General features: G+C 63.1%; 27 protein-coding genes and 2 pseudogenes. 19 read left to right on the top strand and 10 right to left on the bottom strand.

Annotation, left to right across the window (positions count from 1 at the left end):
• Positions 1-3: 3 nt before the first annotated feature.
• The 4 genes from B0G73_RS05840 to B0G73_RS05855 all read right to left on the bottom strand — a co-directional run bounded on the left by B0G73_RS05840 (position 4) and on the right by B0G73_RS05855 (position 3,154).
• Complete coding sequence (locus B0G73_RS05840; protein WP_106278802.1) at positions 4-1,458, bottom strand: efflux transporter outer membrane subunit; 1,455 nt, start codon at positions 1,456-1,458, stop codon at positions 4-6.
• A 225-nt stretch (positions 1,459-1,683) separates the two neighbouring features.
• On the bottom strand, positions 1,684-1,965 hold the full coding sequence (locus B0G73_RS05845) for a hypothetical protein (RefSeq protein WP_106278805.1): 282 nt from the start codon (positions 1,963-1,965) through the stop codon (positions 1,684-1,686).
• A gap of 302 nt (positions 1,966-2,267) precedes the next feature.
• Positions 2,268-2,702: a DUF4399 domain-containing protein gene (locus tag B0G73_RS05850; RefSeq protein ID WP_106278808.1), complete on the bottom strand. Its 435-nt coding sequence runs from the start codon at positions 2,700-2,702 to the stop codon at positions 2,268-2,270.
• Positions 2,703-2,749: 47 nt separating this feature from the next.
• Positions 2,750-3,154 carry a DUF4399 domain-containing protein gene (locus B0G73_RS05855; protein ID WP_258193208.1) on the bottom strand — a complete coding sequence of 135 codons (405 nt, stop codon included), beginning with the start codon at positions 3,152-3,154 and terminating at the stop codon, positions 2,750-2,752.
• A 446-nt stretch (positions 3,155-3,600) separates the two neighbouring features.
• Between B0G73_RS05855 and B0G73_RS05860 the strand changes: the two genes are divergently transcribed.
• Complete coding sequence (locus tag B0G73_RS05860) at positions 3,601-5,574, top strand: SUMF1/EgtB/PvdO family nonheme iron enzyme (protein WP_106278813.1); 1,974 nt, start codon at positions 3,601-3,603, stop codon at positions 5,572-5,574.
• Between the two features lie 82 nt (positions 5,575-5,656).
• Here the strand turns inward: B0G73_RS05860 and B0G73_RS05865 are convergent, their stop codons facing one another.
• Entirely contained in the window at positions 5,657-7,780 is a 2,124-nt protein-coding gene (locus B0G73_RS05865; RefSeq protein WP_106278814.1) for a serine/threonine protein kinase, read from the bottom strand.
• A gap of 415 nt (positions 7,781-8,195) precedes the next feature.
• Between B0G73_RS05865 and B0G73_RS05870 the strand changes: the two genes are divergently transcribed.
• The 13 genes and pseudogenes from B0G73_RS05870 to B0G73_RS05930 all read left to right on the top strand — a co-directional run bounded on the left by B0G73_RS05870 (position 8,196) and on the right by B0G73_RS05930 (position 16,812).
• A complete protein-coding gene (locus B0G73_RS05870) occupies positions 8,196-8,474 on the top strand; it encodes a hypothetical protein (RefSeq protein WP_106278817.1) in 279 nt (92 codons plus the stop codon).
• A gap of 88 nt (positions 8,475-8,562) precedes the next feature.
• Positions 8,563-8,847 carry a hypothetical protein gene (locus B0G73_RS05875; protein ID WP_106278820.1) on the top strand — a complete coding sequence of 95 codons (285 nt, stop codon included), beginning with the start codon at positions 8,563-8,565 and terminating at the stop codon, positions 8,845-8,847.
• A gap of 184 nt (positions 8,848-9,031) precedes the next feature.
• On the top strand, positions 9,032-9,241 hold the full coding sequence (locus B0G73_RS05880; protein WP_106278822.1) for a hypothetical protein: 210 nt from the start codon (positions 9,032-9,034) through the stop codon (positions 9,239-9,241).
• Between the two features lie 317 nt (positions 9,242-9,558).
• Entirely contained in the window at positions 9,559-9,765 is a 207-nt protein-coding gene (locus B0G73_RS05885; RefSeq protein WP_106278824.1) for a hypothetical protein, read from the top strand.
• 376 nt (positions 9,766-10,141) lie between these two features.
• Positions 10,142-10,420, top strand: coding sequence for a hypothetical protein (locus B0G73_RS05890; protein ID WP_106278827.1), 279 nt, complete (start codon positions 10,142-10,144; stop codon positions 10,418-10,420).
• 88 nt (positions 10,421-10,508) lie between these two features.
• Entirely contained in the window at positions 10,509-10,793 is a 285-nt protein-coding gene (locus B0G73_RS05895) for a hypothetical protein (RefSeq protein WP_106278820.1), read from the top strand.
• Positions 10,794-10,976: 183 nt separating this feature from the next.
• Entirely contained in the window at positions 10,977-11,186 is a 210-nt protein-coding gene (locus tag B0G73_RS05900; protein WP_106278830.1) for a hypothetical protein, read from the top strand.
• Between the two features lie 409 nt (positions 11,187-11,595).
• Complete coding sequence (locus B0G73_RS05905) at positions 11,596-11,883, top strand: DUF3303 domain-containing protein (RefSeq protein WP_106278833.1); 288 nt, start codon at positions 11,596-11,598, stop codon at positions 11,881-11,883.
• A gap of 7 nt (positions 11,884-11,890) precedes the next feature.
• Positions 11,891-13,504: an MFS transporter gene (locus B0G73_RS05910; RefSeq protein ID WP_106278836.1), complete on the top strand. Its 1,614-nt coding sequence runs from the start codon at positions 11,891-11,893 to the stop codon at positions 13,502-13,504.
• Positions 13,505-13,622: 118 nt separating this feature from the next.
• Positions 13,623-14,237, top strand: coding sequence for a TetR/AcrR family transcriptional regulator (locus B0G73_RS05915; RefSeq protein ID WP_106278839.1), 615 nt, complete (start codon positions 13,623-13,625; stop codon positions 14,235-14,237).
• 89 nt (positions 14,238-14,326) lie between these two features.
• Positions 14,327-15,552, top strand: a pseudogene (locus B0G73_RS05920) (YbfB/YjiJ family MFS transporter).
• A 154-nt stretch (positions 15,553-15,706) separates the two neighbouring features.
• Positions 15,707-15,862, top strand: a complete 156-nt coding sequence (locus B0G73_RS05925) for a DUF3309 family protein (RefSeq protein WP_012429014.1) — start codon at positions 15,707-15,709, stop codon at positions 15,860-15,862.
• 149 nt (positions 15,863-16,011) lie between these two features.
• Positions 16,012-16,812, top strand: coding sequence for an SDR family oxidoreductase (locus B0G73_RS05930; RefSeq protein WP_106278842.1), 801 nt, complete (start codon positions 16,012-16,014; stop codon positions 16,810-16,812).
• Here the strand turns inward: B0G73_RS05930 and B0G73_RS05935 are convergent.
• Positions 16,809-16,979: pseudogene (locus B0G73_RS05935) on the bottom strand (nucleotide-binding domain containing protein); the annotation flags it as partial. The gene B0G73_RS05930 and the pseudogene B0G73_RS05935 sit on opposite strands and share 4 nt — an antisense overlap.
• A gap of 410 nt (positions 16,980-17,389) precedes the next feature.
• Between B0G73_RS05935 and B0G73_RS05940 the strand changes: the two are divergent.
• Both B0G73_RS05940 and B0G73_RS05945 read left to right on the top strand, forming a co-directional pair.
• Complete coding sequence (locus B0G73_RS05940) at positions 17,390-17,761, top strand: hypothetical protein (RefSeq protein WP_106278845.1); 372 nt, start codon at positions 17,390-17,392, stop codon at positions 17,759-17,761.
• 381 nt (positions 17,762-18,142) lie between these two features.
• Positions 18,143-18,625, top strand: a complete 483-nt coding sequence (locus B0G73_RS05945) for an Lrp/AsnC family transcriptional regulator (RefSeq protein WP_106278848.1) — start codon at positions 18,143-18,145, stop codon at positions 18,623-18,625.
• Between the two features lie 34 nt (positions 18,626-18,659).
• Here B0G73_RS05945 and B0G73_RS05950 read toward each other — a convergent pair whose 3' ends face one another.
• Positions 18,660-19,895, bottom strand: coding sequence for a YbfB/YjiJ family MFS transporter (locus B0G73_RS05950; protein WP_106278851.1), 1,236 nt, complete (start codon positions 19,893-19,895; stop codon positions 18,660-18,662).
• A 271-nt stretch (positions 19,896-20,166) separates the two neighbouring features.
• On the opposite strand from B0G73_RS05950, the gene B0G73_RS05955 reads away from it, so the two are divergent.
• From B0G73_RS05955 to B0G73_RS05965, 3 genes are all read left to right on the top strand, one after another.
• Entirely contained in the window at positions 20,167-20,832 is a 666-nt protein-coding gene (locus B0G73_RS05955; RefSeq protein WP_106278854.1) for a nitroreductase, read from the top strand.
• 157 nt (positions 20,833-20,989) lie between these two features.
• On the top strand, positions 20,990-21,469 hold the full coding sequence (locus tag B0G73_RS05960; protein WP_106278857.1) for a hypothetical protein: 480 nt from the start codon (positions 20,990-20,992) through the stop codon (positions 21,467-21,469).
• Between the two features lie 12 nt (positions 21,470-21,481).
• Entirely contained in the window at positions 21,482-22,318 is an 837-nt protein-coding gene (locus B0G73_RS05965) for a hypothetical protein (RefSeq protein WP_106278860.1), read from the top strand.
• On the opposite strand, the gene B0G73_RS05970 is transcribed toward B0G73_RS05965, so the two are convergent.
• The 3 genes from B0G73_RS05970 to B0G73_RS05980 all read right to left on the bottom strand — a co-directional run bounded on the left by B0G73_RS05970 (position 22,315) and on the right by B0G73_RS05980 (position 24,143).
• The gene (locus B0G73_RS05970; protein ID WP_106278862.1) at positions 22,315-23,034 is read right to left on the bottom strand and encodes a 4'-phosphopantetheinyl transferase superfamily protein; all 720 of its coding nucleotides are present in this window, start codon (positions 23,032-23,034) and stop codon (positions 22,315-22,317) included. The genes B0G73_RS05965 and B0G73_RS05970 overlap by 4 nt on opposite strands.
• An 84-nt stretch (positions 23,035-23,118) precedes the next feature.
• Positions 23,119-23,694: a hypothetical protein gene (locus B0G73_RS05975; RefSeq protein ID WP_181196500.1), complete on the bottom strand. Its 576-nt coding sequence runs from the start codon at positions 23,692-23,694 to the stop codon at positions 23,119-23,121.
• A 212-nt stretch (positions 23,695-23,906) separates the two neighbouring features.
• On the bottom strand, positions 23,907-24,143 hold the full coding sequence (locus B0G73_RS05980) for a DUF2783 domain-containing protein (protein WP_106278868.1): 237 nt from the start codon (positions 24,141-24,143) through the stop codon (positions 23,907-23,909).
• Between the last annotated feature and the right edge of the window lie 5 nt (positions 24,144-24,148).

Below are 24,148 nucleotides of genomic sequence, written 5' to 3' on the forward strand. Positions count from 1 at the left end.
AGCTCAGTGTTCCTTTACTTGTGCCTGCACGTCGACGCTCGGCCAACCACCGCCCAGCGCCTTATAAAGCAGCACCGTGTCGGACAGAATCTGTTGATGGTTGGCAAGCAGTTCCTGCTGCGCCTCCAGCAAGGTCCGTTCGGTTTCGAATACCTCCAGTTGCGACACCACGCCGAGGCGCAATTGCGACTGGATCTGATCCGCGACGATCTGCAGCCGCGACGCCTCCTGCTCCAATTCCACGCGCTGCTGCTTGTGCGAATTCAGGTTGACCAGCGCGTTTTCCACTTCCTCGAACGCACCCATCACTGCCACGCGATACTGTTGCTCGGCCACCGTCGATTGCGCTTTGGTGACTTTCACATGCGCCCGCACGCCGGGATCGAGTAGCGGAATGTTGATGCTGGGCATGAAGCCATACGTGAACGATTTCAACAGATCGGTCAACGCGAAACTCGCGGTGCCGGCGTGGCCGGTCAGGCTGATGGTCGGCAGTTGCGCGAGCTTGGCCTGCCCGACGAGGTCGTACGCTTCCAGCACTCTGAACTCGGCGGCCACCACGTCGGGACGCCGCGCGAGCAGTTGCGCGGGCAAACCGTCCGGCACGGACGGCAGTTGCACACGCTGCTGCAAATGCCCTTTGGGCATCTGGAATTCGCCCGCCGGCACGCCGATCAACGTACAGAGCGCGTTGTTGGCGAGCGCGCGCGAACGGCGCAGGTCAAGCAACTGATTGGTCAGGCGGTTGATCTCAGCCTGCTGCCGCAACACCTGGGTTTGTGGCACGAGCCCGTTGCGGCGCTGCCCGTCGTAAATGGCGAGGATCTGCCGGTTCGTTTCGAGCGTTTTCTGCTGCTGTTCGATCTGGTCGTCGAATTGCAGAATCTGGAAGTAGGTGCTCGATACGTTCGATACCAACTCAAGATAGCCGGCGCGCCAGTCGGCCTCGCTGGCGTGAAATTCCGCCTTCTGCGCCTGCACGCCTTTTTCTACTTTGCCCCAGATATCGATGTCCCAGTTCACCTGCGTCGCGAGGTTGTACTGCTTCGAGAAAGTTTGATGCGTGGTCTTTTCGAAACTGGCGCCGGCGCCGATATCCATGGTCGGCAAGGCGCCCGCCCCGGCTTCGCCGATCTGCGTGCCGGCCACGTCGATACGCGCGGCCAGCACCTTGATATCGAAGTTGCCGGCAATCGCCTTTGCAATCAGCGTGTCGAGATAGGGATCGTGGAAGCCTTTCCACCAGTCGGGTTCGATCGTCGCGGCGGCCGAGACGGGCGAGCCTTTCTGATCCGACCACGAGGCTTTGGCGGGTGTGTCGGGACGCTTGTAGTCGGGCATGCTGACATCGATACAGGCCGACAGCGAGAGCGCGCATACCGTCGCCGCGCAAACGCTGCGCAGTGCGGATGTCCTGCGGAAATAGCGCTGACGAACTGACGAAAGCAACGCTGACACGATGGTCTCCGATGACGCCCACTTCGTTGCACGAGAAGCACGCGCCCTTTAAGTAAAGCATCTCCTGCGCGGCTTCACCATCGAAGCGAGGCGGGAAGATCGGCGCGGGAATCGGGCGGTGGAACGGGGGTGGCGTGAAAAGAACGATTGGTTGCGAAATCTTTTTGAGGAGCGGCCGGTAAGCGCCCGCGGAGGCTGTCGCGCCTCCGCGGCGGCCTGCGCCGTTTAGTGCACGTTGATGTTGTTGCTCGCGGTCACGTGCGGGTCGATCGTGCTCGAGATGCCGGCGACGAACGCTGCGTTGTTGCCGTTGGCGCTCTGGATGTTCAGCGTCGTGTTGATCAGCTGGGTGGCGTCGACGGTCTTGCTGTTGTTCGGCGCATACACCGGCATGAAGTTGAAGTACGACGAGGACGGATAGTAGCCGGTACCGCCACGCACGGCGCTCATGGCCTTGCTGTCGAGTTGTTCGGTGATGGACAGGTCTTTGATCATCAGCGTGTTCATGGTAAATCTCCTGGAAGGGAATACAGCACAGTTTGCGGTTGGGTTCGAGCAACTTGTCTGCTCGAGTGTCACTAATGCATGGGCTGTGCCAGGATTGCTTTCCTATCCTAAGAAATGTGCCTGAACGCCGTGGATAAAGGGTTGCGGAGCCGGCGGGATATTGAACGCTAGATTGAGCGGTGAAACGGCGCGCGGAGGATGGTGGATCGTGGCCAACAACCCGCGCGAAATTGTCGGTTGCGGCGTGACACTGAGGCGTTAGCCAGCGCGCCGCGTCTCGCCGCGCAATGGACAAGCGCGCGTCACCGCGCGATGACGGTGATCTTCTTCGAATACACCGGCGGATTGTGCGGCACATGCATGTCGTCGCCCATTAGCAACTGCAGTGTGTGCTTGCCTGGGGGGAGTTGAATCATGGTCTCCGTTTCACCCGCGCCGAAGTGCAGATGATTGCGATCCGACGGAATCTCCTGATCCATCGGCGGCAAGTCGGTGTCGATCAGCAAGTGATGGTGGCCGGTATTGGGAAACTTGACGCCTTTCGGCGCCACGCCCATGTACCGCAGGCCGAACCACACCTTGAACGGCTTGTTGGCAGGCACCACCTGGCCGTCATTGGGATAGCCGATATACGCATGGGCGCCGGCCGGCGCCGGCGTCGTACCTGCAAGGGCGGCATTCGGCGAAGCCAATGCCGCCGACATGACGAGCGCCGCGACCGCGATGATCTTGTACATGAAGGCCTCTCCGTCCTGACGGATTCGCTCTGAACGAACGGATCGCGCTAGTCTTTTAGCACGGTGATAGTGATCTTTTTCGAATACACAGGCGGCACATGCGGCACGTGGTTGTGGTCGCCGAGAATGAGCTGCAACGTGTGCTTGCCCGGCGGCAACTCGATACGTGCGTCCGTCTCGCCTGCACCGAAGTGCAGATGATTGCGATCCGACGGGATCTCCTGATCGAGCGGCGGCAGATCGGTGTCGATCAGCAAATGATGATGGCCGGTGTTCGGGAACACGACGCCCTTCGGGCACACACCCATATTCCGCAGCCCCATACGCACCCACAACTTGCCGCCGTGAATCACGGTGCCGTCCGATGGCCAGATGATGTATTCCTCGGCGCCCGGCGGCGACGCCGTATGCTCGGCCGCCGCGAATACGCTCGGCACCATGTTGCCGACCATGAGGAGCAGCGTTACGCGCAACGTTCGGCGTAATGCGTCGCGACGCGCATTCGATCCATGACACACGTCGAGAACAACGGGGGTAACGGTTCTTCGCATAGCGCACTCTCCCGAAGAGTGGTCATGGCCGAAGGCGTTCGGCTGGATGTCGCGGATGTGCGCGAGATTGGACGGCCACCTGCTTAAAACGAGCTTGCCGCCCTACTTTGTGAAATTAGCTTAGGACGTAACTTGCCAAAAAGATACGCCACGCTCGTTAACCGTATGACGCATTCGGGGCACGCGGACAGTTGTGGCGCGCAAAGCGCGTGCTATCGTTATTAAGAGGTTGCAGATGGATGGTCGATAAGGGGCGTCGATGTTTCGCGCGATTTATTCCGGCGGCGGCCGCGAGTTGTGCGGTCCTCGATTGCCTATGTTCTGTCCGGAACAAACAGGATGTGAAGATGTGGCGAATATTCATGCTGGTGTGCGTGGCCGGGGCAATGCAGACGCATTGGGGCGATGCGTTTGCAGCGCAACAACGTGAGGGCGCCGAGCGGGGTGCGAGTGCAACGAGCTTGCCGCTTACGCTGGTTACTCCGTTCGCGCCGCAACCAGGCAACGCGCCTTCTCCCCGGATCGCGCTTGTGATCGGCAACGGCGCATATGGTGCGGACGGTGTGGGTGGTGCGGGTCGCGATGGCTCACAAGTGGACGCCCTGCGGGAAAACGCGCCACGCGACGCCGCCGCCATGCGCGACAGGCTCCAGACGCTTGGCTTCGACGTCATCATGCGCACGAACGCGACGCCACGGCAAATGCGCGAGGCCATCGGCGAATTCCATCAGCGCTTGCAGGCGGGTGGTATCGGTCTCTTTTATTTCGCCGGACACGGCATGCGGATCGGCCCGCAAACCCTGCTCATTCCCGCGGGACTCGATGCTCGCTCACCGGCTGCGGTCGTGAGCAACGGCGTCGATCTGCACACCGTATTGCAGGCGATGCGCGGGCCGCGAGACGGCCGGCTCAATCTCGTGATCCTCGATACGTGTCTGAACGATCCATTCGCGGCGAGCCCGACGGACGATACATCCGCGCTCCCCGACAATACGGTGATTACCTACGCAACCGCGCCCGGCGGTTTCGCTGCGGACGGGACACGGCACGGCGTCTATACGAATGCATGGCTGCACGTGCTCGACAGCGCGCCGTCGCTAACGCTGGCGGACCTGTTGCAACGTGTCGCAGCGCAGGTACGCGAGGCCACCGGCGGCCAGCAATCGCCGTGGCTTGCCTCGTCGCTTCCTCGGCCCGTGCTGACGGCCGATGCCGCATCCACAGCGCGGGACAATCCCATCGTCACGCTGCACAGTAGAGGCATTCTGCCGAAAGACAGCAGCGAACAATACGAAATCACGTTCTGGAACTCGATCAAGGACAGCAACTACCCGGGCGACTACGAGGCCTACTTGAACGCCTATCCGAACGGTCGCTTCGCCGCGCTCGCTCATGCGCGCATCGACCGTTTGCGTGCTGCGGCGCCCTCGAACGCGCCGTCCGCCGCCACGCCTGCTGCGCCGTCAGCAGCACCCGCGCCACAGGCCGCACGGCCGACACCGCCGGCCAGTAGCCCGACACCCAAGCCCGCTCCGAGCGGCGCCCCACCTGCCGCACCACCCGCGGCGGCGGTCGCGCAAAAGCCCGTCACGCATACGCCGGTTGCCGGCGAAAGCCGCGATTGCGCGACCTGTCCGATCATGATTGCCGTGCCCGCCGGTTCGTTCTCGATGGGCAGCAGTACCGACGACCCGTCCGAAAAGCCCGTTCATCGCGTGACCATCGGCGCGCCGTTCGCGATCGGCAAGTATGAGGTAACGGTCGACCAATGGAACGCGTGCGTCGCCGCCAATGCCTGCCAGAAACTCACGCCGGAGAGCAACGCCAATAAAGCCGCCCCGGCGCGCGACCTCAGTTGGGACGACGCGCAGCAATACGTGAAATGGCTGAGCAAGGCCACCGGCAAACCGTACCGTCTGCCCACCGAAGCGGAATGGGAATACGCGGATCGCGGCGGCACCACCAGCGCCTACTGGTGGGGCGACCAGATGCGCAAGGGCAACGCCAATTGCAAGGACTGCGGTGACCCGTGGCACAAGGAAGGACCCGAGGCCGCCGGTTCGTTCGCACCGAATCCGCTCGGCCTGTACGACATGAACGGCAGCGTCTGGGAATGGACCGCCGACTGCTGGCACAACTCCTACCAGGGCGCGCCTGCCGACGGCCATGCATGGGACAGCCCCGGCTGCGACATGCGCGTGATTCGTGGCGGTTCGTGGCGCGAAGGCGGCGGCTACATGCTTAGCGCGACGCGCTTCAAGTACAGCGCGGGCGTGCGCCAATCGCAGGATGGCTTCCGGGTGGTCAAAGACCTGAAGTGAGTTGCCGGGGCCGTGTTCGAGTCTCGGTCGGACTCGCAGCCTATTACGAAAGAATACGAGAGAAACCGCGCTCCCGCTCCCGTCAGGGCGAGCGCGGTTTCGTCGTGATCGGCGCGAAATCGGCGACGATGTGATCGCGGCCGTATTTGCCGCCGATCTGCGCGAGGCGCGCATCGAGTGCCCGCAGATAATCGGCGCGCGATTCGCTCTCCGGGCGCGGCTTGTCGAAGAGCGGCGCCGGCGTGATCAGCAGCACCACCATCTCCGATCCGAACGGCTTCGAAATGATCCAGTCACCGGCGCCGCCGACCGTCGCGGCGTAGTGAGGCGGCGCCTGATTGTCCTTCGCGCGCGGGCTCGGCACCATGTGCACGACGCTGCCGTCGAGCTGGTAGTAGTCGAGGTTCACATACGAGTCATAGCCCGGCGTGGTGATGTCGACCACCAGCGGGTCACCGTCGCTCAACTGGCCGCCCGGCGGCCGCACATGCAAGGCCGCGACGTGGCCCGCCTGCATGTTGTGAATCCAGTAGGGCGCGAACGCCTTGATGGTGTCGCATTTGTCGTCGGCGAGCGGCTCGACCTGGAGCGTCAGTGTATCGACGCCCGGCAACGCCGCCACCGTGTCCTTCAGATGCGCGGCGCCATAGCGTTGCGAGACGTAGCCTCGCACCGTCAACGAGTGATCCTGTACTGAGGCGGATAGCGCGGAACAGGGCACTTGCGTCAGCGCCGGTGTGACGGCGGCGAGCGTCAGCGCCGGCTTCGCCGCGGGCGCCGCCGGTGGCGTCGCGGGCACTGCCGCGACCGGACTTGCCTGAGGTGCCACGGGCGGCGCGCTCACTGTCCCTTCGGAAATCGACGAAGCCGCCTGCTCGGTCAAAGCCTGCGATGCGCCTGCTTCCGTCTGTGCTCCGTTATGCCGGTTCGCCCCCGAGCGGAACGCGAACACGCCGACCGCCGCGGCGCACACCACCGCGAAACTCGCGAGCCCGACCTTCGCCAGGGTGCCCGACTTTTCCGCGCGTGCTTCGTTATCGAACTCGGCGATGAAGCGCGCCACGCTCGGCATGCGCGTATTGCGATCGAACGACAGCGCGGCCCGCAGCGCGCGCCATTGCTTTGAATCGAGATTGGCCGGCCGCTGCGGTTTGAAATCGGAGTTGCGGGCTTGCGTCGCGGACAAGCGGTCGAACGGATGGTGGCCGGTCAGCAATTCATACGTGATGCAGCCGAGCGCGTAAATGTCGTCGCGCGGATCCGGCTCGCGGTGCTCGATCATTTCCGGGCTGGCGTACGCGGGCGTCAACGCGCCGAGGCTGCCCGGATCGAAGACGGTTGCATCGCTCTCTTCTTCCGGACGCTGGAACACGCGTGCAATGCCGAAGTCGATCACCTTCACTTCGGCGTCCGTCGTGAGAAACACGTTGGCGGGTTTGAAGTCGCAATGCACGAAGCCGCGTTCATGCGCGTAGGCAAGCGCGCTGCACATGCCGCGCACGATCGGCAGCGCCGCGCGCACCGGCATGCCCTGATAGCCCGGCGTGCGCAGCAACTGGCTGAGCGGCTTGCCGGACAGATACTCCATTGTGAGGTAGACGATCGGCCCGTCACGATCGAAGTCGTACACCGTGATGATGTTGCGATGCGCGAGCACTTGCGCCTTGCGCGCCTCGCGCTGCAACGCGACGAGTGAATTCGGGTTGCCGCGGAACTGGACGTTGAGCACCTTGATCGCGAGATACGGTTTGCGATCCGAAGCCTCGAGCTTGCGCAGATCCAGCGCCTTGTAGACCGTGCCCATGCCGCCCACGCCGAGGCATTCCTCGAGCACGAAGCGGTTGTTGAGCGTATCGCCGGTGCCTTTGATCTGGTCGTGGCCCGTGGTACTGCCGGCGCCCGCTGCGTTCGCCGCGCTGCCCGCACTTGCTGATCGAATCGACGGAATCTCGACGGTGGTCTGGATGCCGGTTTCGTCGCCGCCCGCGGCCACGTTCGAGACGCGCAACTGCTCGATGCGCCGCCGCACTTCCACGTAGAGATCGTCGGGGAGCGGCGCTTTGCGATGTGCCGCGCCAAGCATGTCCAGCAGCTGCGTAGGGCCGAGTCCTTCGGTGGTCAGCGTGCTGTCGAGTTGAGCCACGAACTCGTCACGGGACAGCTCGCCGTTCTGAAAGTCGTGAATCACACGCGCAAGGCTAGCCATATGTGCGAAGCGCCGCCGCTGCCGTGGGGCCGGGTCGCGTGCGACCCAGGCCTGTCGGGCTGATAGAGAACCTTTCGTAACCAGTTACATGTGCCGCTTCGATACTAGCTCCCGCTCCGTCCTTTCGCAAACCAGGATTGCCCCGCTGCCGGCGCAGCGCGCCCGTGTCGTGCGATATCCGACAGCATGCGGTGGTCTGTCGGGCGCATGCCGTCGGCCGGTCATCGCGTCCGCGCCGCAGTGCGTTCGCGCGCGCCCGGCACGACGACGCGAAACCCTTATTCCGCAGGCCTTCCCGAACTTTCTTAGGAACCTTGAATAAAACTGGCACAGCCTGTGCATGAGTGACACCCGAGCAGACAAGTTGCTCGCACCCGATCGCAGCACCCTGACCTTTACCCTCTGGAGACTCACCATGAACGCACTGATGATCAAGGACCTGTCCATCACCGAACAACTCGACAGCAAGGCCATGAGCGCCGTGCGCGGCGGCACCGGCTACTATCCGTCCCCGTCGTACTTCAACTTCAGCCCCGTCTTTGCTCCGAACGACAGCAAGAAGGTTGACGCCACCCAGCTGATCAACAACCAGCTGAACCTGCAGAACGCCAACGGCAACAACGTCGCGTTCGCCACCGGCATCAGCTCGACGGTCAACCCGTACGTCACGACCAGCAACAACATCCACATGTAATACGTGGCGACACGGAGCGCCCGGCTCGCCGGCGCGCTTCGTCCGCCGACGATTACCTCCGTCTTCCGCGCACCTTTGGAGAAGCACCATGTCATCCCTCATGATTCGCGATCTGTCCGGCACCCGCGAGCTCGACCGCCGCGCCATGTCGGCGGTGGCCGGCGGCACCGGCAGCAGCGTGCCCGGCCTGCCCTCGGCCGCCGGCCTCGGCGGCATTGCCAACGTCAACGTCTCGATCAACCAGAACCTCAACCAGTTGCAGTACGTCAACGTCGCCGCACTCAACAACGTCGGCGTGATCGGCGCGGGCTTCGTGCCGCTGCACCTGAACGTCAGCCCGTCGCTGTGGGGCGCCAACTACGCCAACGTCTGACCGCTTGGCGTCGCGAGGGCCGGGGGGGCCTCAACCATGCCGGCAGATCATCGCCGGCCGGCGAGTTGCAGCGAGATTTCCTATACTGATTGTGCGGGGAGACCGCAGCACATTTCACGACACATCCGGGCGGCGGCCGGCGCATTGCACCGGCCCACCGCCCGCTTTCATTTCTGGAGCCATCATGGCCAGGCTGATCATCAGGGACCTCACCGACAGCGTCGAACTCGATCGTCAGGCAATGACGGCCATCGTCGGCGGCGCGCGTATCGGCGCGCGGCTGAACGCGGCCGTGCCACTGGTGCCGGCTTCGGCACGCGTGGTCGAATATCCGCCGGGCTTCCCCGCCGCGCATCAGACGATTGCCAAAGCGGCCATGCAGCGCAAAGCATAGCGCGCCCCGCTTCGGCGTCGCGCAGTCACGGCAACGGCACGCGTTACGCACGCGTGCCGTTTGCTTTTGTTGTCGGCAGAACACCATAAGCCGACATCCCACTCTCGATTGGTGGGAACTCGCCGAACAGTTCCGTCGAATCTCAAGCTCACTTAACGCCATAGTGGAAGAACGCATATCGTCTATTGCCTGCTGGCCTTGCGTCGCCGCCTCGCATTCTGTTCCTCGTTTATTGCTCATAGAAATTGGCATGCCCCTTGCAGAACCACGGTCGAGCACCGCACCGTGCTCACTCATCCACCCTCAGGAGTATTGCCATGAAATCCATCGTCATCATCAAGGATCTGCCACGTTCCGCGGATCGCCCACACGACGAAACGACACTCACTGCCGCGCAGATGAAGGCTGTGCGCGGCGGCCGTTCCGTCATTGTCACCGTCGATCACGGCCCTCTCGGCCAGGTCGACGACTTTGGAATCAACACCGCCATCTTTGAAGGACGTATCAAAGGGCCTTACTTATAGGACGCGCGAAGTGTCCGCAATTAGAAACGGGCCCCCTTCATATCTTGGCCGTTGGAGGGGGCCTGTTCATTGATGGGAGTCTGGTTTGAACACCGTAGTCAGGTCGAATACCGTCGCCGCTGCCCGTGTCGTGCGATCTCCAACAGCATGCGGTGGTCTGTCGGGTGTGTGCCGTCAGTCGTTCGTCGCTCACGTGCGGCAATGGACCGGCGCCGTGGCTGCATCTCGACGCGAAACCCTTATTCCGCAGGCCTTCCCGAACTTTATTAGGAACCTTGAATAAAACTGGCACAGCCTGTGCATGAGTGACACCCGAGCAGACAAGTTGCTCGCACCCGATCGCAGCACCCTGACCTTCACCCTCTGGAGACTCACCATGAACGCACTGATGATCAAAGACCTGTCCATCACCGAACAACTCGACAGCAAGGCCATGAGCGCCGTGCGCGGCGGCACCGGCTACTATCCGTCCTCGTCGTACTTCAACTTCAGCCCCGTCTTTGCTCCGAACGACAGCAAAAAAGTCGACGCCACCCAGCTGATCAACAACCAGCTGAACCTGCAGAACGCCAACGGCAACAACGTCGCGTTCGCCACCGACATCAGCTCGACGGTCAACCCGTGCGTCACGACCAGCAACAACATCCACATGTAATACGTCGCGACACCGAGCGCCCGGCTCGCCGGTGCGCTTCGTCCGCCGACCATTACCTCCGTCTTCCGCGTACCTTTGGAGAAGCACCATGTCATCCCTCATGATTCGCGATCTGTCCGGCACCCGCGAGCTCGACCGCCGCGCCATGTCGGCGGTGGCCGGCGGCACCGGCAGCAGCGTGCCCGGCCTGCCCTCGGCCGCCGGCCTCGGCGGCATTGCCAACGTCAACGTCTCGATCAACCAGAACCTCAACCAGCTGCAGTACGTCAACGTCGCCGCACTCAACAACGTCGGCGTGATCGGCGCGGGCTTCGTGCCGCTGCACCTGAACGTCAGCCCGTCGCTGTGGGGCGCCAACTACGCCAACGTCTGACCGCTCGCTGTCGCGAGGGCCGGGGGGCCTCAACCATGCCGGCGGATCATCGCCGGCCGGCGAGTTGCAGCGAGATTTCCTATACTGATTGTGCGGGGAGACCGCAGCACATTTCACGACACATCCGGGCGGCGGCCGGCGCATTGCACCGGCCCACCGCCCGATTTCATTTCTGGAGCCACCATGGCCAGGCTGATCATCAGGGACCTCACCGACAGCGTCGAACTCGATCGTCAGGCAATGACGGCCATCGTCGGTGGCGCGCGTATCGGCGCGCGGCTGAACGCGGCCGTGCCACTGGTGCCGGCTTCGGCACGCGTGGTCGAATATCCGCCGGGCTTCCCCGCCGCGCATCAGACGATTGCCAAAGCGGCCATGCTGCGCAAAACGTAGCGCGCCCCGCTTCGGCGTCGCGCAGTCACAGCAACGGCACGCGTTACACACGCGTGCCGTTTGCTTTTGTTGTCGGCAGAAGCGCAGTGCCGCAACCCGTTAACGCAAACGACCTACGAAATATTCCCCTCTGGCGACAGCGATCTCCGCTTTTTCGCCATGAAAGTTGGCTTGTGCAATTAGCCTGGCGAATGTCCGCACGCGGCGACGCCGCCCGCCCTGCGCTCACCTATGATGCTTAGGACGCCACGTGGTTTTCTTCGCTGTCCGCCAATAGCACGCACTATCCGGACAGCTTGCTGGCGCAGAACTGAACACGACGCACCGCATCCGCGACGCGCCGTACCCATAAGCGACGATGGCAGCGCGCCACGAGCCGGCATCGCCATTCACGGATTGGAGGAACGCAATGAAATTTATCGTCCTATGGAACGGTCTGCCGACCGCAGAGGGTTCCGTCATAGAACGTTTCATGAAGACCGGCGGCCAGGTGCCGGACGGCGTCAAATTGCTGGGACGCTGGCATGCTATCGGCGGCTTGCGCGGTGTTGCTATCGTGGAGGCCGACGACACGCGCGCGATCGCGGCGCTGGCGCTCGGATGGGGCGACCTGCTCACGATGGACATCTCCCCGGCCCTGACCGACGAAGACCTGGGCGCCGCGCTCGGCAAGCATATGGCCGCGGGCAACAAGTAAGTACGCCATGAGCACCGGGTTCACCGCGCCGCCTCCGAGCGGGCAACTGCTGCCGTTCCGCGAATCGCTGCTTGCGATGCTGGTGGCGCTGGATCAAACCATCGTCGGCACCGCGCTGCCGCGCATCGTCGCCGATCTGAAGGGCTTCGACCTGTACGCGTGGGTCGCGACATCGTACATGCTGGCCTCCGTGATCACGATTCCCATCTTTGGGCGGCTAGGCGATCTGTTTGGCCGCAAGCGGTTCCTGATCGCGGCGATCCTGTTGTTCACCGGCGCCTCTGTGTTATGCGGCTTTGCCAGCAGCATGTTGTTGCTGGTGGTTTCACGCGGACTGCAAGGGATTGGCGGCGGCATTCTGATCGGCACGGTGTTCGCCACCGTCGCCGATCTGTTCCCGAATCCGAAACTGCGGCTGCGGTGGCTCGTGTTCGTCACGTCCGCCTTCGGCGTGTCCAACATGGTCGGGCCGACGCTCGGCGGAATGTTGACGCAGTATGGCGGCTGGCGGCTGGTGTTTTTCGTCAACGTGCCGGTCGGGCTCGTCTCGCTGCTGTTCGTGCAGCGCTTTCTGCCACCGCTGCTTCACCTGCGGCGCAAAGGTCCCGTGCGGCTCGACTGGCTCGGCGCGTTCGTGCTCGCGGTTACGTTCGGCTCACTGCAAGTGCTGATCGAACTGTTTCCAAGGCGCGGCGTCGATACGACTACCATCGTGCTGACCGTCGTAGCGGTGACGTGTGGACTGATTCTCTGGCTATGGGAGCGGCGCATCGGCTATCCGATCGTGCCGGTCGACATGCTGATGGACCGCAAGCTCTCCGCGTTGTTCGCGATGTCGGTGCTCGGCGGCTTCGCGCTCTTTTCGCTGGTGTTCTATGTGCCGCTGCTGTTCCAGGGCGGCTACGCGATGTCCGCGCATGACTCCGGCATGCTGATCACGCCGCTGTTGCTCGGCACAACCGTGGGCAGCGTGCTCAACAATCGTATCGTCACACGAGTCCGCCGCGCGAACGGCATCATGTATGTCGGCTTTGCGCTGTCCGCGCTCGCCTGTCTGAGCGTGGTCGTCTTGCGCGGCACGGAACCTCATCTGGTGTGGGCTTCGTGCATGGGCATCAGCGGGCTCGGCCTCGGTCTGGTGGCGACCAGCCTGACCGTCTGCTCGCAGCAGATCGTCGGGCGGGACCATGTCGGCGCGGCCACCGCGCTGCTTCAATCGCTGCGGACGTTCGGCGGCATGCTCGGCACGGTGATGACGGGCGCGTTGCTCGGCCACCTCTATTCGCGCGGGGTGCATCGCTCGCTCGATTCCTATCAGGCGACGCAGTGGTTCAAGTCCTTCGCCAGTCCCGAGTTGCTGGTGGATCGCGCGGAACAGGCCGCGCTGATCAATCGTCTGGTGAGTGCCGGCCAGTCGGGCGACGCCATGATGCGCTCCGCGCGCGAGGCGCTGGTGCAGTCCATTCACATCGGCATTCTGGTGGCCGGCGCCGCCGCGTTGATCGGTCTGTGCCTCGCCTGGTTCGTGCCGCCCGTGCGCATCAGCTATCCGGAAACGGAACTCGCGCCGGATGGGCAACCGTCCGCCGACGCCCTTCCGCCGCACCGCAGCGTGCTCTAGGCGCGCCGCCGTCCATCCTCAAATGTTCTTCTTGCGTTCTGTATCACTCGATATATAATCGCTTTCTATATCGACTGATACAGAACCTGTCGTCTGCGACGCTGGAAGGACATTCACCATGGCAAGACCCCGCCAATTCGACGAACACGAGGTGCTGGAAGCCGCCAGCGCGGCCTTCTGGACCAAGGGCTACGAGGCGACCTCCACGCGCGACCTGGTCAAGTCGACCGGGCTGACGCAGCCGAGTCTCTACAACGCGTTCGGCGACAAACGCACGCTGTATCTGCGCGCGCTCGAGCATTATCTCGAGCACACTTTGCGCGAACGGATCAGAAGACTGGAGCGGACCGTATCGCCGGCATTAGCGGTGACGATGTTCTTCCACGAGATCCTCGAGCGAACACTTGCCGATCCCGCGCAGCGCGGCTGCATGCTGGTGAACTCGGCGCTGGAAACCACATCGGAGGACGAAGCATTCCGTGAAATCGTCGCGATGGAATTCGCTGAAATGCGCGGGTTTTTCTACCGTCGCATGATTGCGGCCAGCGAGAGCGGTGAAATCACCACCGTCGTTTCCGCCGACGACGCCGCCACTCACCTGCTGACCACGTTGATTGGCGTTCGCGTTCTCGCGCGAGTCGATCCGCAACAAGCGCTGCTTGTCGGCGCAATCGCGCCTGTGTTGCTGCTGCTTGGTTTGCCTGCCCTACCGGCGACCCGCTCCGACGCCTGAGCCACGCGCCTGACAAGGCGCGCCCCTTCGTTTTCCCACCGACATCCGGCAGCGCCGCCATCAGCGCGCGCACCGGTAAAGGAACCGTCATGTCCGCTGCTCCGATAACGTCAGATAGTCCAGTCTCACTCGATGCCCGCGCGCTCTTCGCAACGCTCGCGGGTCTGTGCGGCAGTCTGGTCGCCATTGGCTCGCGCGCTTCGCGTACACGCCTTTGATTCCCTCGCTGATCCAGGCGCATTGGTTCACCTCGTCGCAAGCGGTAACGCTCGGCGCGGCGAACTTCGCCGGCTATCTGGTCGGCGCGTTGATCGGCCGTCCGCTCGCATCCGTACTGTCGAACCGCAGCGCGTTGCGCCTGCTGATGGCGGTCGTGACCGCCGCCTTCTTCGCCTGCGCGTATCCGCTTTCGGTGAGCTGGTTTTTCGCGTGGCGCTTGTTGTCGGGCATTTCCGGCGGCGCAATCATGGTGCTGGTGGCGACGTCGATTCTTCCGCACATTCCTGTGCCACGGCGTGGCTTCGTGAGCGGCATGATCTTTCTTGGCCTCGGTCTCGGCATCGCGGCGTCCGGCACCTTGATTCCAAAACTGCTGCACTATGGTTTGCAAACGACGTGGATCGGTCTTGGCGTCGTGGCCCTGGTGTTGACCGCGGTGAGCTGGTTCGGCTGGCCTTCGACCAATCCGCCCGCGCCGGTCGCGCCTTCCGGTACGCATCACGCAGTGCGCCCTCACGGCTTGACGCTTCGCGTGCTGTACGCGCAATACGCGGCAAACGCACTCGGCCTTGTCCCGGCGATGGTGCTGCTCGTCGACTATATCGCTCGCGGCCTGGGACGCGGCGCCGCTATCGGCGCGGACTACTGGGTGCTGTACGGTCTCGCTGCAACCGCCGGCCCGGTGATCTGCGGCAACGTGGCCGACCGCATCGGCTTCGGCAAGGCCTATCGCGTCGGACTGATTCTGCAAGCGGCCGCCGTCGCCATGCTCGCGTTCTCGGGCAGCACGCTGGTGCTGGCTGCATCGACCGTGATTCTCGGCATCTTCACACCGGGCATCGTGCCGCTCGTGCTCGGCCGCATTCATGAACTTGTGCCACACGATCACACCGAACAACGAGCCGCATGGAGTCGCGCGACGACAGCCTTCGCGCTGTTCCAGGCGCTCGGCGGCTATGGGTACTCGTACCTCTTCTCGCATACGCATAACGACTACGCGTTGATCTTCACTTGCGGCGCGGTTGCGCTCGCTGTCGCCTTCGTCGGGGATTTGATTGCGTCGCGTATCAGCACCGCCCGCTACACGGCGGTGTGACGGTTCCAAGCCGCCTCCGTCTCGACTTTTCGCCGTGGGCACGCGGCTTGCTCAGCAGTGACACCGATACTGCCTTTCGCAAGAACACTCGCCATGCGGGGCTTGCGCGGCTGTCGTGAAGGCAGATCCAATCAACCAGGCGGAGGTCATTCATATGTTGGGAACTATTCTTCTAGTCGTGCTGATTCTTCTCCTCATCGGTGCGCTCCCCACGTGGCCGCATAGCCGCGCGTGGGGTTACGGTCCCACCGGCGGTCTCGGACTCGTCGTGATCGTGGTGATCGTGTTGCTGGTCGTCGGCGTCATATAGCCTTAATTGCCATGGCGTTGCGTAGTACCCGCATTGCTTGAAAGCGGGTCGGCCGCCGGATATCCGCGCAGTTCGCTGCACGGATATCCGGCGGCCTTACTATGTCGAGGGTCGATGCACATCCCTATCTTGTCACCCTGGGAGCAGCAATGGAAAAGTTACTCGCGAATCAGGTCGCTCTGGTCACGGGCGCCAGTTCGGGCATTGGTTCCGGCGTCGCCAAAGCGCTCGCGGACGCGGGCGCGGCCGTCGTCGTGAACTATCACTCACATGCCGAAGGGGCCGAGCAACTCGCCGCCGAGATCGAGCAAACTGGCGGCGCCGCTCTCGCGGTTCAGGCCGACGTCGCCGATCCCACGCAGGTCGAGAAGATGTTCGCGGCATGCCGCGCGCGTTTCGGGAGCGTGGATATCGTAGTCGCGAATTCGGGCGTGCAGAAAGACAATGCATTTGCCGATCTGACGCTGGACGACTGGCAACAGGTGCTGGCGACCAATCTCACCGGTCAGTTCCTGACGGCACAGGCGGCCGTGAAAGAGTTTCGGCGACGCGGCCCGACCACAACGTCCAAAGCGCTCGGCAAGATCATCTGCATGAGCTCGGTTCACGAAGTCATTCCGTGGGCGGGCCACGTCAATTACGCGGCGTCCAAAGGCGGTATCCAGATGTTCATGAAATCGCTCGCGCAGGAGGTTGCGCCCGAACGCATTCGCGTCAATTCCATTGCACCGGGCGCAATCCGCACGCCGATCAACAAGGACGCGTGGGACACCGAAACCGCGTTGCAGAAACTACTGAAGCTGATTCCCTACGGGCGGGTGGGCGAAGCGGACGACATCGGCAAGGCGGCCGTCTGGCTCGCATCGGATGAAAGCGACTACGTGGTCGGCACGACGTTGTTCGTCGATGGCGGCATGACGCTCTATCCCGGTTTCGCCGACAACGGTTAGCCGTTGCCGTCGAGCAGTCGCTCGAACAGATCCGCGTCGCCCATTTGGCCGCCCTTGAGCATGATCTCCATGCCGTCGAGTTCCGCTTGATCGGCATGGAGACGGCACACGGTAACGCCCGCCGATAACGGCGCGAGATACGACAATCCCCAAGCGCCGAGTGCGCGCCACGTCAGGCACGCCGGATGCTGAATCAACTTCGTATTCCAACCTCGATACGAAAGGAGATCACATCATGCCTTACCTTCTCGGCTGGCTGCTTGGCGTCCCGTTGATCGTACTGGTCATCCTGTACCTCATCTTCCATTAATCGTTGCTACATACTCGCAAGCGCGGTTGATCGGGGGTTCCGTTCTACCGCGCCGCAGCCCTACCGGCTACGGCGCGAAAGGCGACGCCAGCGTCCGGGCGTCGCCTTTCGTGCGTCTATGCGATGCTCGTTTTGCCGATGTATGGACGCACGCATCTTTCCGCTTGTACCGCAAGCGATGGCGCGTAAAACTAACCTTTCCTAGTCCGCGCAAATTGCCATTTCTGCACACGTACGCTCCGCATGCGTACGAGCGAGGAGGGACCGATGGCAAGCAATGAGTACACGCTGTCACACCAGGACGTGGTGAAGGCCGTCATTATTCATCAGGATATTCACGAGGGTCTATGGACGTTGAACATCCAGTTCGACGTCGCGGCCGGGCACGCTGCGCAACTCCCCGACCCTTGCCTTAACGTGACGATCAAGGGCATTGGCATCATGCGCGCGTCGCCTTCTGATCCGTTCGCGATCGACGCCGCTATCGTGAATCCACCCGCGCCTCAGCATGTGGAGGGAACGGTGCGCATCGCGGCGGGTGTCAACGGCACGCAACAAGGCGGCATGCAATTTTGCCGCGACGTCTATCGCAGTGTCGCTGTACAGAGTGCGGCCAAAGCGCCGACCAAACGAGGTTGATCGAGCGGCCGCATGTCGCTTGCCAATGCACCACCTCAATCTATGCGGGGCGGCGGCGCCAGTCGCGCGGACGGTCTTGTTGACAAGCATCGAGCGGGAACATGCATCCACGCCCGGCGAGCGCGTCTTGCGGCGCTGGTGACGCCGCAATTCGCCCGCGTGCCGTCCTTCCTGTGAAAGACGGCGAGACACCGGACGGCAGCTTGTGGCCGCGCGAGGCTGCGGGCGCGAGGCCCGCGGCCCGGACGGTTGTCCCGGGCATGAATGCACCCTGAAAATATACCGGGACGCCGGCTGGATAGGCTTCTTAAAGCAACGGACTTCTCACTCGATGCCGGGACGATCTTCCTTTAGAATGCGATTTTCAGGGAGAAACTTCCAGTGACGGCCACGACCATCCGAAATCGCCCGCTCGACAATCAGGATCGCAAGATCATGCGCGAGTTGCAAAAGAACGCGCGTCTGAGCAATGCCGAATTGGCGGAACTGGTCGGCATGTCGACCACCGCATGCTGGAATCGCACGCGTCAATTGGAAACCGAGGGATATATCCGCGGCTATGTCGCGCTGCTCGATCAGCAGAAGCTCGGCTTCGCGGACATCGTCCTGCTCGAAGTCACGCTCGACCGTCACGACGACGACGCCCTCGCCCGCTTCGGCGCCGAACTGGCGACGCTAACCGAAGTGCTGGAGGCGTATCTCGTGTCGGGCGATTACGATTATCTGGTGAAGGTTGCGGTCGACGGCACGGCGGGCTACGAGCGTTTTCTGCGTGAGAAGCTCTACAAGATCGCCGGCATCCGTCATAGCCGCTCGATGTTCGCCTTGCGTTGCATGAAGAGCATCCCGTCCGTGCAGGTGTGAAAAGCGTGCAGCGTCCGGGGCTGAATGCGCGGACTTATGTTCGGCGCAATGCTTTCTGACACGCCGCCAGCACCGCGCCCGCCGCGAGCAGCAGCGCGGAATAGACCAGCCCGCGTGCGAGACCCGCGCCGTCCGAGACCCAGCCGATCACCATCGGCCCGACAATCTGCCCGAACGCAAACACGATCGTGAATGCACTGATGCCCTTGGCCCAATGACTCGCGGGCAGATTGTGGCGCACGAAAGCCGTGGTCGACGCCACGGCGGAAAGAAACGTCGCGCCGAACAACACACCGGACACGAACGCCACCCACGGCTGCGTGAACAGCGCGGGCAGCAATGTCGCGATCGCGAGCAAAGTGTTCAGCACCGCGAGCGCCTGGCCGCCGCGCATGCGATCCAGCAATCCCGACCACAGTCGCGCGGAGATCACGGTCGCCACGCCGAGCAACAGATAGAAGCACGTGACAACAGCCGCGCTCATGCCCGCATTGCGCAGCAGTGCGACGATAAACGTCATGTAGCCGATATAACCGACGCCAAACAGCGTGTAGCCCGCCAGCGCGAGACTGAATCGCGGCCAGCGGGGTGCATCGGCGGCGGCGTGTGATTGCGTGGCCGACGACGCCATCGCGTGCACGCGTTCGACTTTTCGCGCCGCGCCGACGGCCACCGCCGCGAGCGCCGCACACGCGAGCGCGAGTGCGAACCATGCGAATTGCCAGCCGTGCGGGACGTTGAAAATAGTCAGCGGCACCAGCAGCGACGACGCCACAATGCCCCACCCAGTGCCGCCGTAATACAAGCCGAGGACGAGCCCCGCATCGTGCGGTCTCGCCGATGCAAGCCGCGCCGCCAACACGCCGCCGCTGATGAAGATCGCCGCGCTGCTCACGCCGGTGATCACGCGCAAGGTGAGCAGCGCGTTCGTGTCGGCAAGCAGACCGCTGCCTGCCATCAGCAGCGCGGTCGCCACGCAACCGCCGCCGAACAATGCCCCAGCCGACCAGCGGCGCGCAAGGCGCGGGAAAGCCAGCGCGCCGAGCAGATAGCCCAACGCGTTGGCCGTATTCATCGCGCCGGCTTGCGCGAAACTCCAGCCGAGGTCGAGTTTCATCGACGGCAACAGCAGCGCGTACGCGAAGCGGGCGAGGCCGAGCGCGATCGCGCTGCCCAGCGATAGAGACGCGGCGAGCATCAGCGTGGGGAGTCGTTGCGCTGCTTCGGTAGCCTCGGAAGTCGATGCGGCGTCGAGTGTTTTTGTCGGCATGGGCGAGCGAAAGTGGGCAAGGAGGCCGCAAGCCGCTTTTGCCAGAAGGCTGAATTCGGCACTTCGTCATAATATCCGCGGACGCCGGGCGGGGTTGACCGTTAGTTGCGTGAACGGCTTGCCGCGCGCGGCTCGGGTAGCGCCCGCGTTTGGCAGAGCGCGGGACAGACGCTAAACCCAACCAAGAGAACATTTTCTAAATGCGAATGATTTGCATTTACGCGAGAATTAGCTCATCATTCAGCCCATACCATCCGCCGAACCCAAAATCATGACGACGCTAGACATCAGCCGCCCCGAAACCGAAAGCCCGCGCCCAGCGATGGCCAAGCCTGCCACTGGCGCCGGCCCGCATGCTTCGGCGGCGCTCGACGTTCTGCTGTCGCGTCAATCGCAATGGCCGCTGACCGAGCCCGGCCCGGCGGACGCCGAACTCGACCTGATTTTCGACGCCGCCTTGCGCGCACCCGATCACGGCAATCTGCGTCCCTGGCGCTTCGTGACGATTCGCGGCGACGCGCGCGGCTCACTCGGCGACGTGCTGGTCGACCTCGCCAGCGCCCGCTCACCGGACGAACCGCGTTCGGCGCATGCGCATCGCCGGCAGAAAGCATTCGCGGCGCCGCTGGTGATCGCGCTCGGCGCGGCGATCTCGGCGCATCCCAAGGTGCCCGAGATCGAGCAGCTGCTGGCTGCCGGCGCGGCGGCAATGAACATGCTCAACGCGATCCACGCGCTCGGCTACGGCGGCTTCTGGTCCACCGGACCGGACAGTTACGAAGCACGCCTGCACGACGCGCTGGGTTTCGCTGCGAACGAGCGGCTGCTCGGCTTCCTCTTTGTCGGCACGCCGAAAACACTGGGGCAAGCACCGGCGCGTGCGGCGCGCAGCGCGCACGTGCGCGAATGGCAGCCGACGCAGCCGGCTCAAAGCTGAAGCAAACGCCGCGGTAACCGCGACCAACGCATAAGCACCCGACGCAGGCTCTGCGTCATCGCCCATCCGTCGCACGCGACAAGCGCTGGCCTGCGACGCGGCACCCGTCCCATCCGGCCGGCGCGATTCATTGGACCGTGTCCATTCAGGAGCATCGATGAACTTTCGCTCTCAACACAGCAGCCGTCCGGAACTGATCGACGATCATCCGACCGACACCGCCAACGCGCCCGATCGCACCGTCCTGAGCGCCGTGCGCACATGGCTGCGGCCCGCTTGCGAAACGGCGCGCGGCGGCGTGCATTGGCGCGACGTTCTCAGCGCCGTCGGTCTGCGGCAGGACGGCATCGAACACTTCGATCTGCTGATGCGTTCGCTGATGCGCGTGTCGTATCGTCCGCTCGATATGCGCTGCCGTTGCGCGAGCGACCTCGGCAAGGACGAAGCCGTGATTCTGCAAACCATCGCGTTGCTGCAAAAAACGCATAGCGGCGCGGCCTTGCGCCTGCTGAACGAGTGGCTTCCCGCGCCCGCGGTGAGCGGCGTCCTGAAGCTGATTCGCTGGTTCGCCATCGACCTGCTCGACGCCGGCGTCGAACTCGACGTGCAAGCGCGGCGCGTCACCTACATGCATTGAGGAAGCAGGCCTATGTCATTGGAACTGGACCAGGCTTGCCCGGCGACTTCGCCTGAGCGCGGCAGCCGCGAGTCACGCGCAGTCGCCGCTGAACGCAGCGCCGGCGAATCTGGCGTGCAGCCCGCCAGCGTCGCACCTCCCGCCGCCGCCTTCCTGTGCCGTCCGCTTACGCGCAGCTATCCGTGCAACGTCGCCGCGCCGCGCGCAGGCGAACTGCATCTTTGGCGATTCCGCTGCGAATGGCTGCCGGTGCCCGTGCAGGAAGGCGATACCTGGTTGTCGAAGAGCGAACGTGAGCGCGCGCGGCTGCATCCGAACGCCGCGTTGCGCAAACGCTTTATCAGTGCGCGCGTGGTGGTGCGCTGGATCGTCGGGAATCTGTTCGACTGCGAGCCGAACGCAGTGGATCTGCGAGACGACGGCAACGAGAAGTTGCAGGCGCGTCATCCTCGCGACGGCCGCCGTATAACGATCGATATCGCGTACGGCGGCATCTGGATCGTGATCGGCGTTGCATCGGCGACGCTGGGATTGAGCGTCGTCGTACCCTCGCCCGGCGCGGCGCCCGACGAAACGCCGGAAGCCTCGCGGCGGCGCGCTCGCTACGGCAGTCTGTGTAATGCGCTGCGCTACGCGCCCTTCGACATCGATATCGAACTGCTGTTCAGCCACACCGCAACCGGTGCGCTCAATCTCGCAGAACATGGCCGTTGGCATGTGCTCGATATCCCGATGGCCGGCAAGATTCGCGCGGCGGTCGCGCTTGCGCAGCCGGCCACGCAGCCGCTCACCCACGTGCATACGTTCGGCTGGCCGAAGGCTTTGGCGTTCGGGCAGGCCAACGCTTAGGTCGCTGAGTCTTTTTGCGCTTGCCGCAATGTGGTCACCGACCACGCTACGCACGCTGCGTAGGCGTCCGGTGCGGCGAGCCAGCGTGCGGCGACACCGCGCATATCCGCGGGAATCTGTTCGCGCAGCGTCACGCAGGTGCTTTCACGCGGCAGCACTCTCAGATGCTGCAACCCGCGCGTGAGGCCCACGCCCGTCGTTTTAACGAGCGCTTCCTTGGCGACCCACGCGTCGTAAAACGCAGCGCTCTGCTGTCCCGCGTCGAGACGTGCGATCCACGCGGCCTCTTCCTCGCCGAGCGTCAAGGCCGCGATCGAACGCCAATCGAATTTGTCGCTGCGCTGCTCGATATCCACGCCGACGCGCCGAACCGGCGACATCGCGATCAGCCCGTGCGCGCCCGCATGCGATACATTGAAATCGAAGCGATCCGAATCCGCGAGATGAGGGCGGTGATTGGCGTCGAGCGCAAAACGCACGGCGTGCGCTGCAATGTCGAGCCGCCGCGCGAGCTCTTCACGCAGCGCGGCGCGCACGCTGGCGAAGCGCAACGCGTCTTCATGGCGGCGAAAGTGACGGGCTCGGGTGCGTTCGTCGTCGCTGAGGGAGGCGAAGGCAGATGCGTCGAGCGACGCAGTGAAGTCGATGTCGATCCGCCACAACGCAATGTCGGGCGGGCCGTCGTGAGGCAGAGGAACAGGGTCAATGGAATGCATGGTTCGGACGTGATAGGAATCGCGGACGCATAGCCGCGACTCTACCCGATATAACGTCCGAAGCCTTCGATCTTCAGCGACGCTTCATGTCTTCGAATTATCGCTGACATGGCCCATCAACTGACAAAGGGTGGGGTGACACCCAAGATGCTGCGGCGCGTTCTTCACACAGCTCGCGAACTGTCGCGACCAGAATGCGTCACTCGACGATGCCGTCTCAGAACCACTCGAGATTTTTTCGCGGCATGCTGCAAGCGTCGCGGCCAACGCTTTCGCGCTCAACGGATGCGCGTAATTCACCGTGGGATAGTCGCCGAATAACTGCGATAACGGCGAATCTTCGACTGCCGCCAATTCTTTGACCGCGAGTTGCGTGGCTATCTGCAGCACTTCGCACTCGACTTCGGAAAAAAAGGCTTCAGGCACGTCCAGACCGGGCGCGTAATGGTTGATCCAGAGCAACGCCGATTCGGCAAACAGCGCTGGAGAAAGCCATTTTCCGTCGACTTTCATCGACGCCAACTCCTGAACGACAAGGTCGCTTATCAAAAACAATTTCATCTCGTGTCTCTTTTTAGCCGAACGCGGGAAATTTCCCGCCGGCAACGCACGAGGACATGGTGCGCCGGCACGAAACAATGTGGCCCACCGGAACGTCACACCCTATGCATCCTAGCTCAACAAGCCACCTAGTATGAGGCAGCGCACCAGCCGCTTTGCTAAGAAGAATCCGATAGTCGGAAAGAAAAAAGGGAGAGAAGTCACGGGTTATCAACCCCGAGTTTTAGAGGAAGCGCGTGCAACAAATCGTTACTATCGACGTCTCCCGACGTTTGCCTTACGCAAAGATAATTTTTGGTCACGCGAGGTGCTTAAGCGGCTAGCGGCTGCGTTTCACCATTTCGCGCCGGCATGTCGGTTGCGCCCTCGCGGGCATGCCGCAGCGCTTCGATCAGCGTGGCGTGATCGCCGATATGATTGGCGAGCAGCAGGATTAATTGCGCATTGGCCGACTGGCTCTGCGCATCGTCCAGGTCGCGATGCATATCGATCAATGCCTCGTAGAAATCATCGGGGCGGGCGAGATTCGGTTGCGTGTTGAGTGTCATGTTTG

Origin of the sequence: Paraburkholderia sp. BL25I1N1, from assembly GCF_003002025.1 — a bacterium.
Lineage (GTDB): Bacteria > Pseudomonadota > Gammaproteobacteria > Burkholderiales > Burkholderiaceae > Paraburkholderia.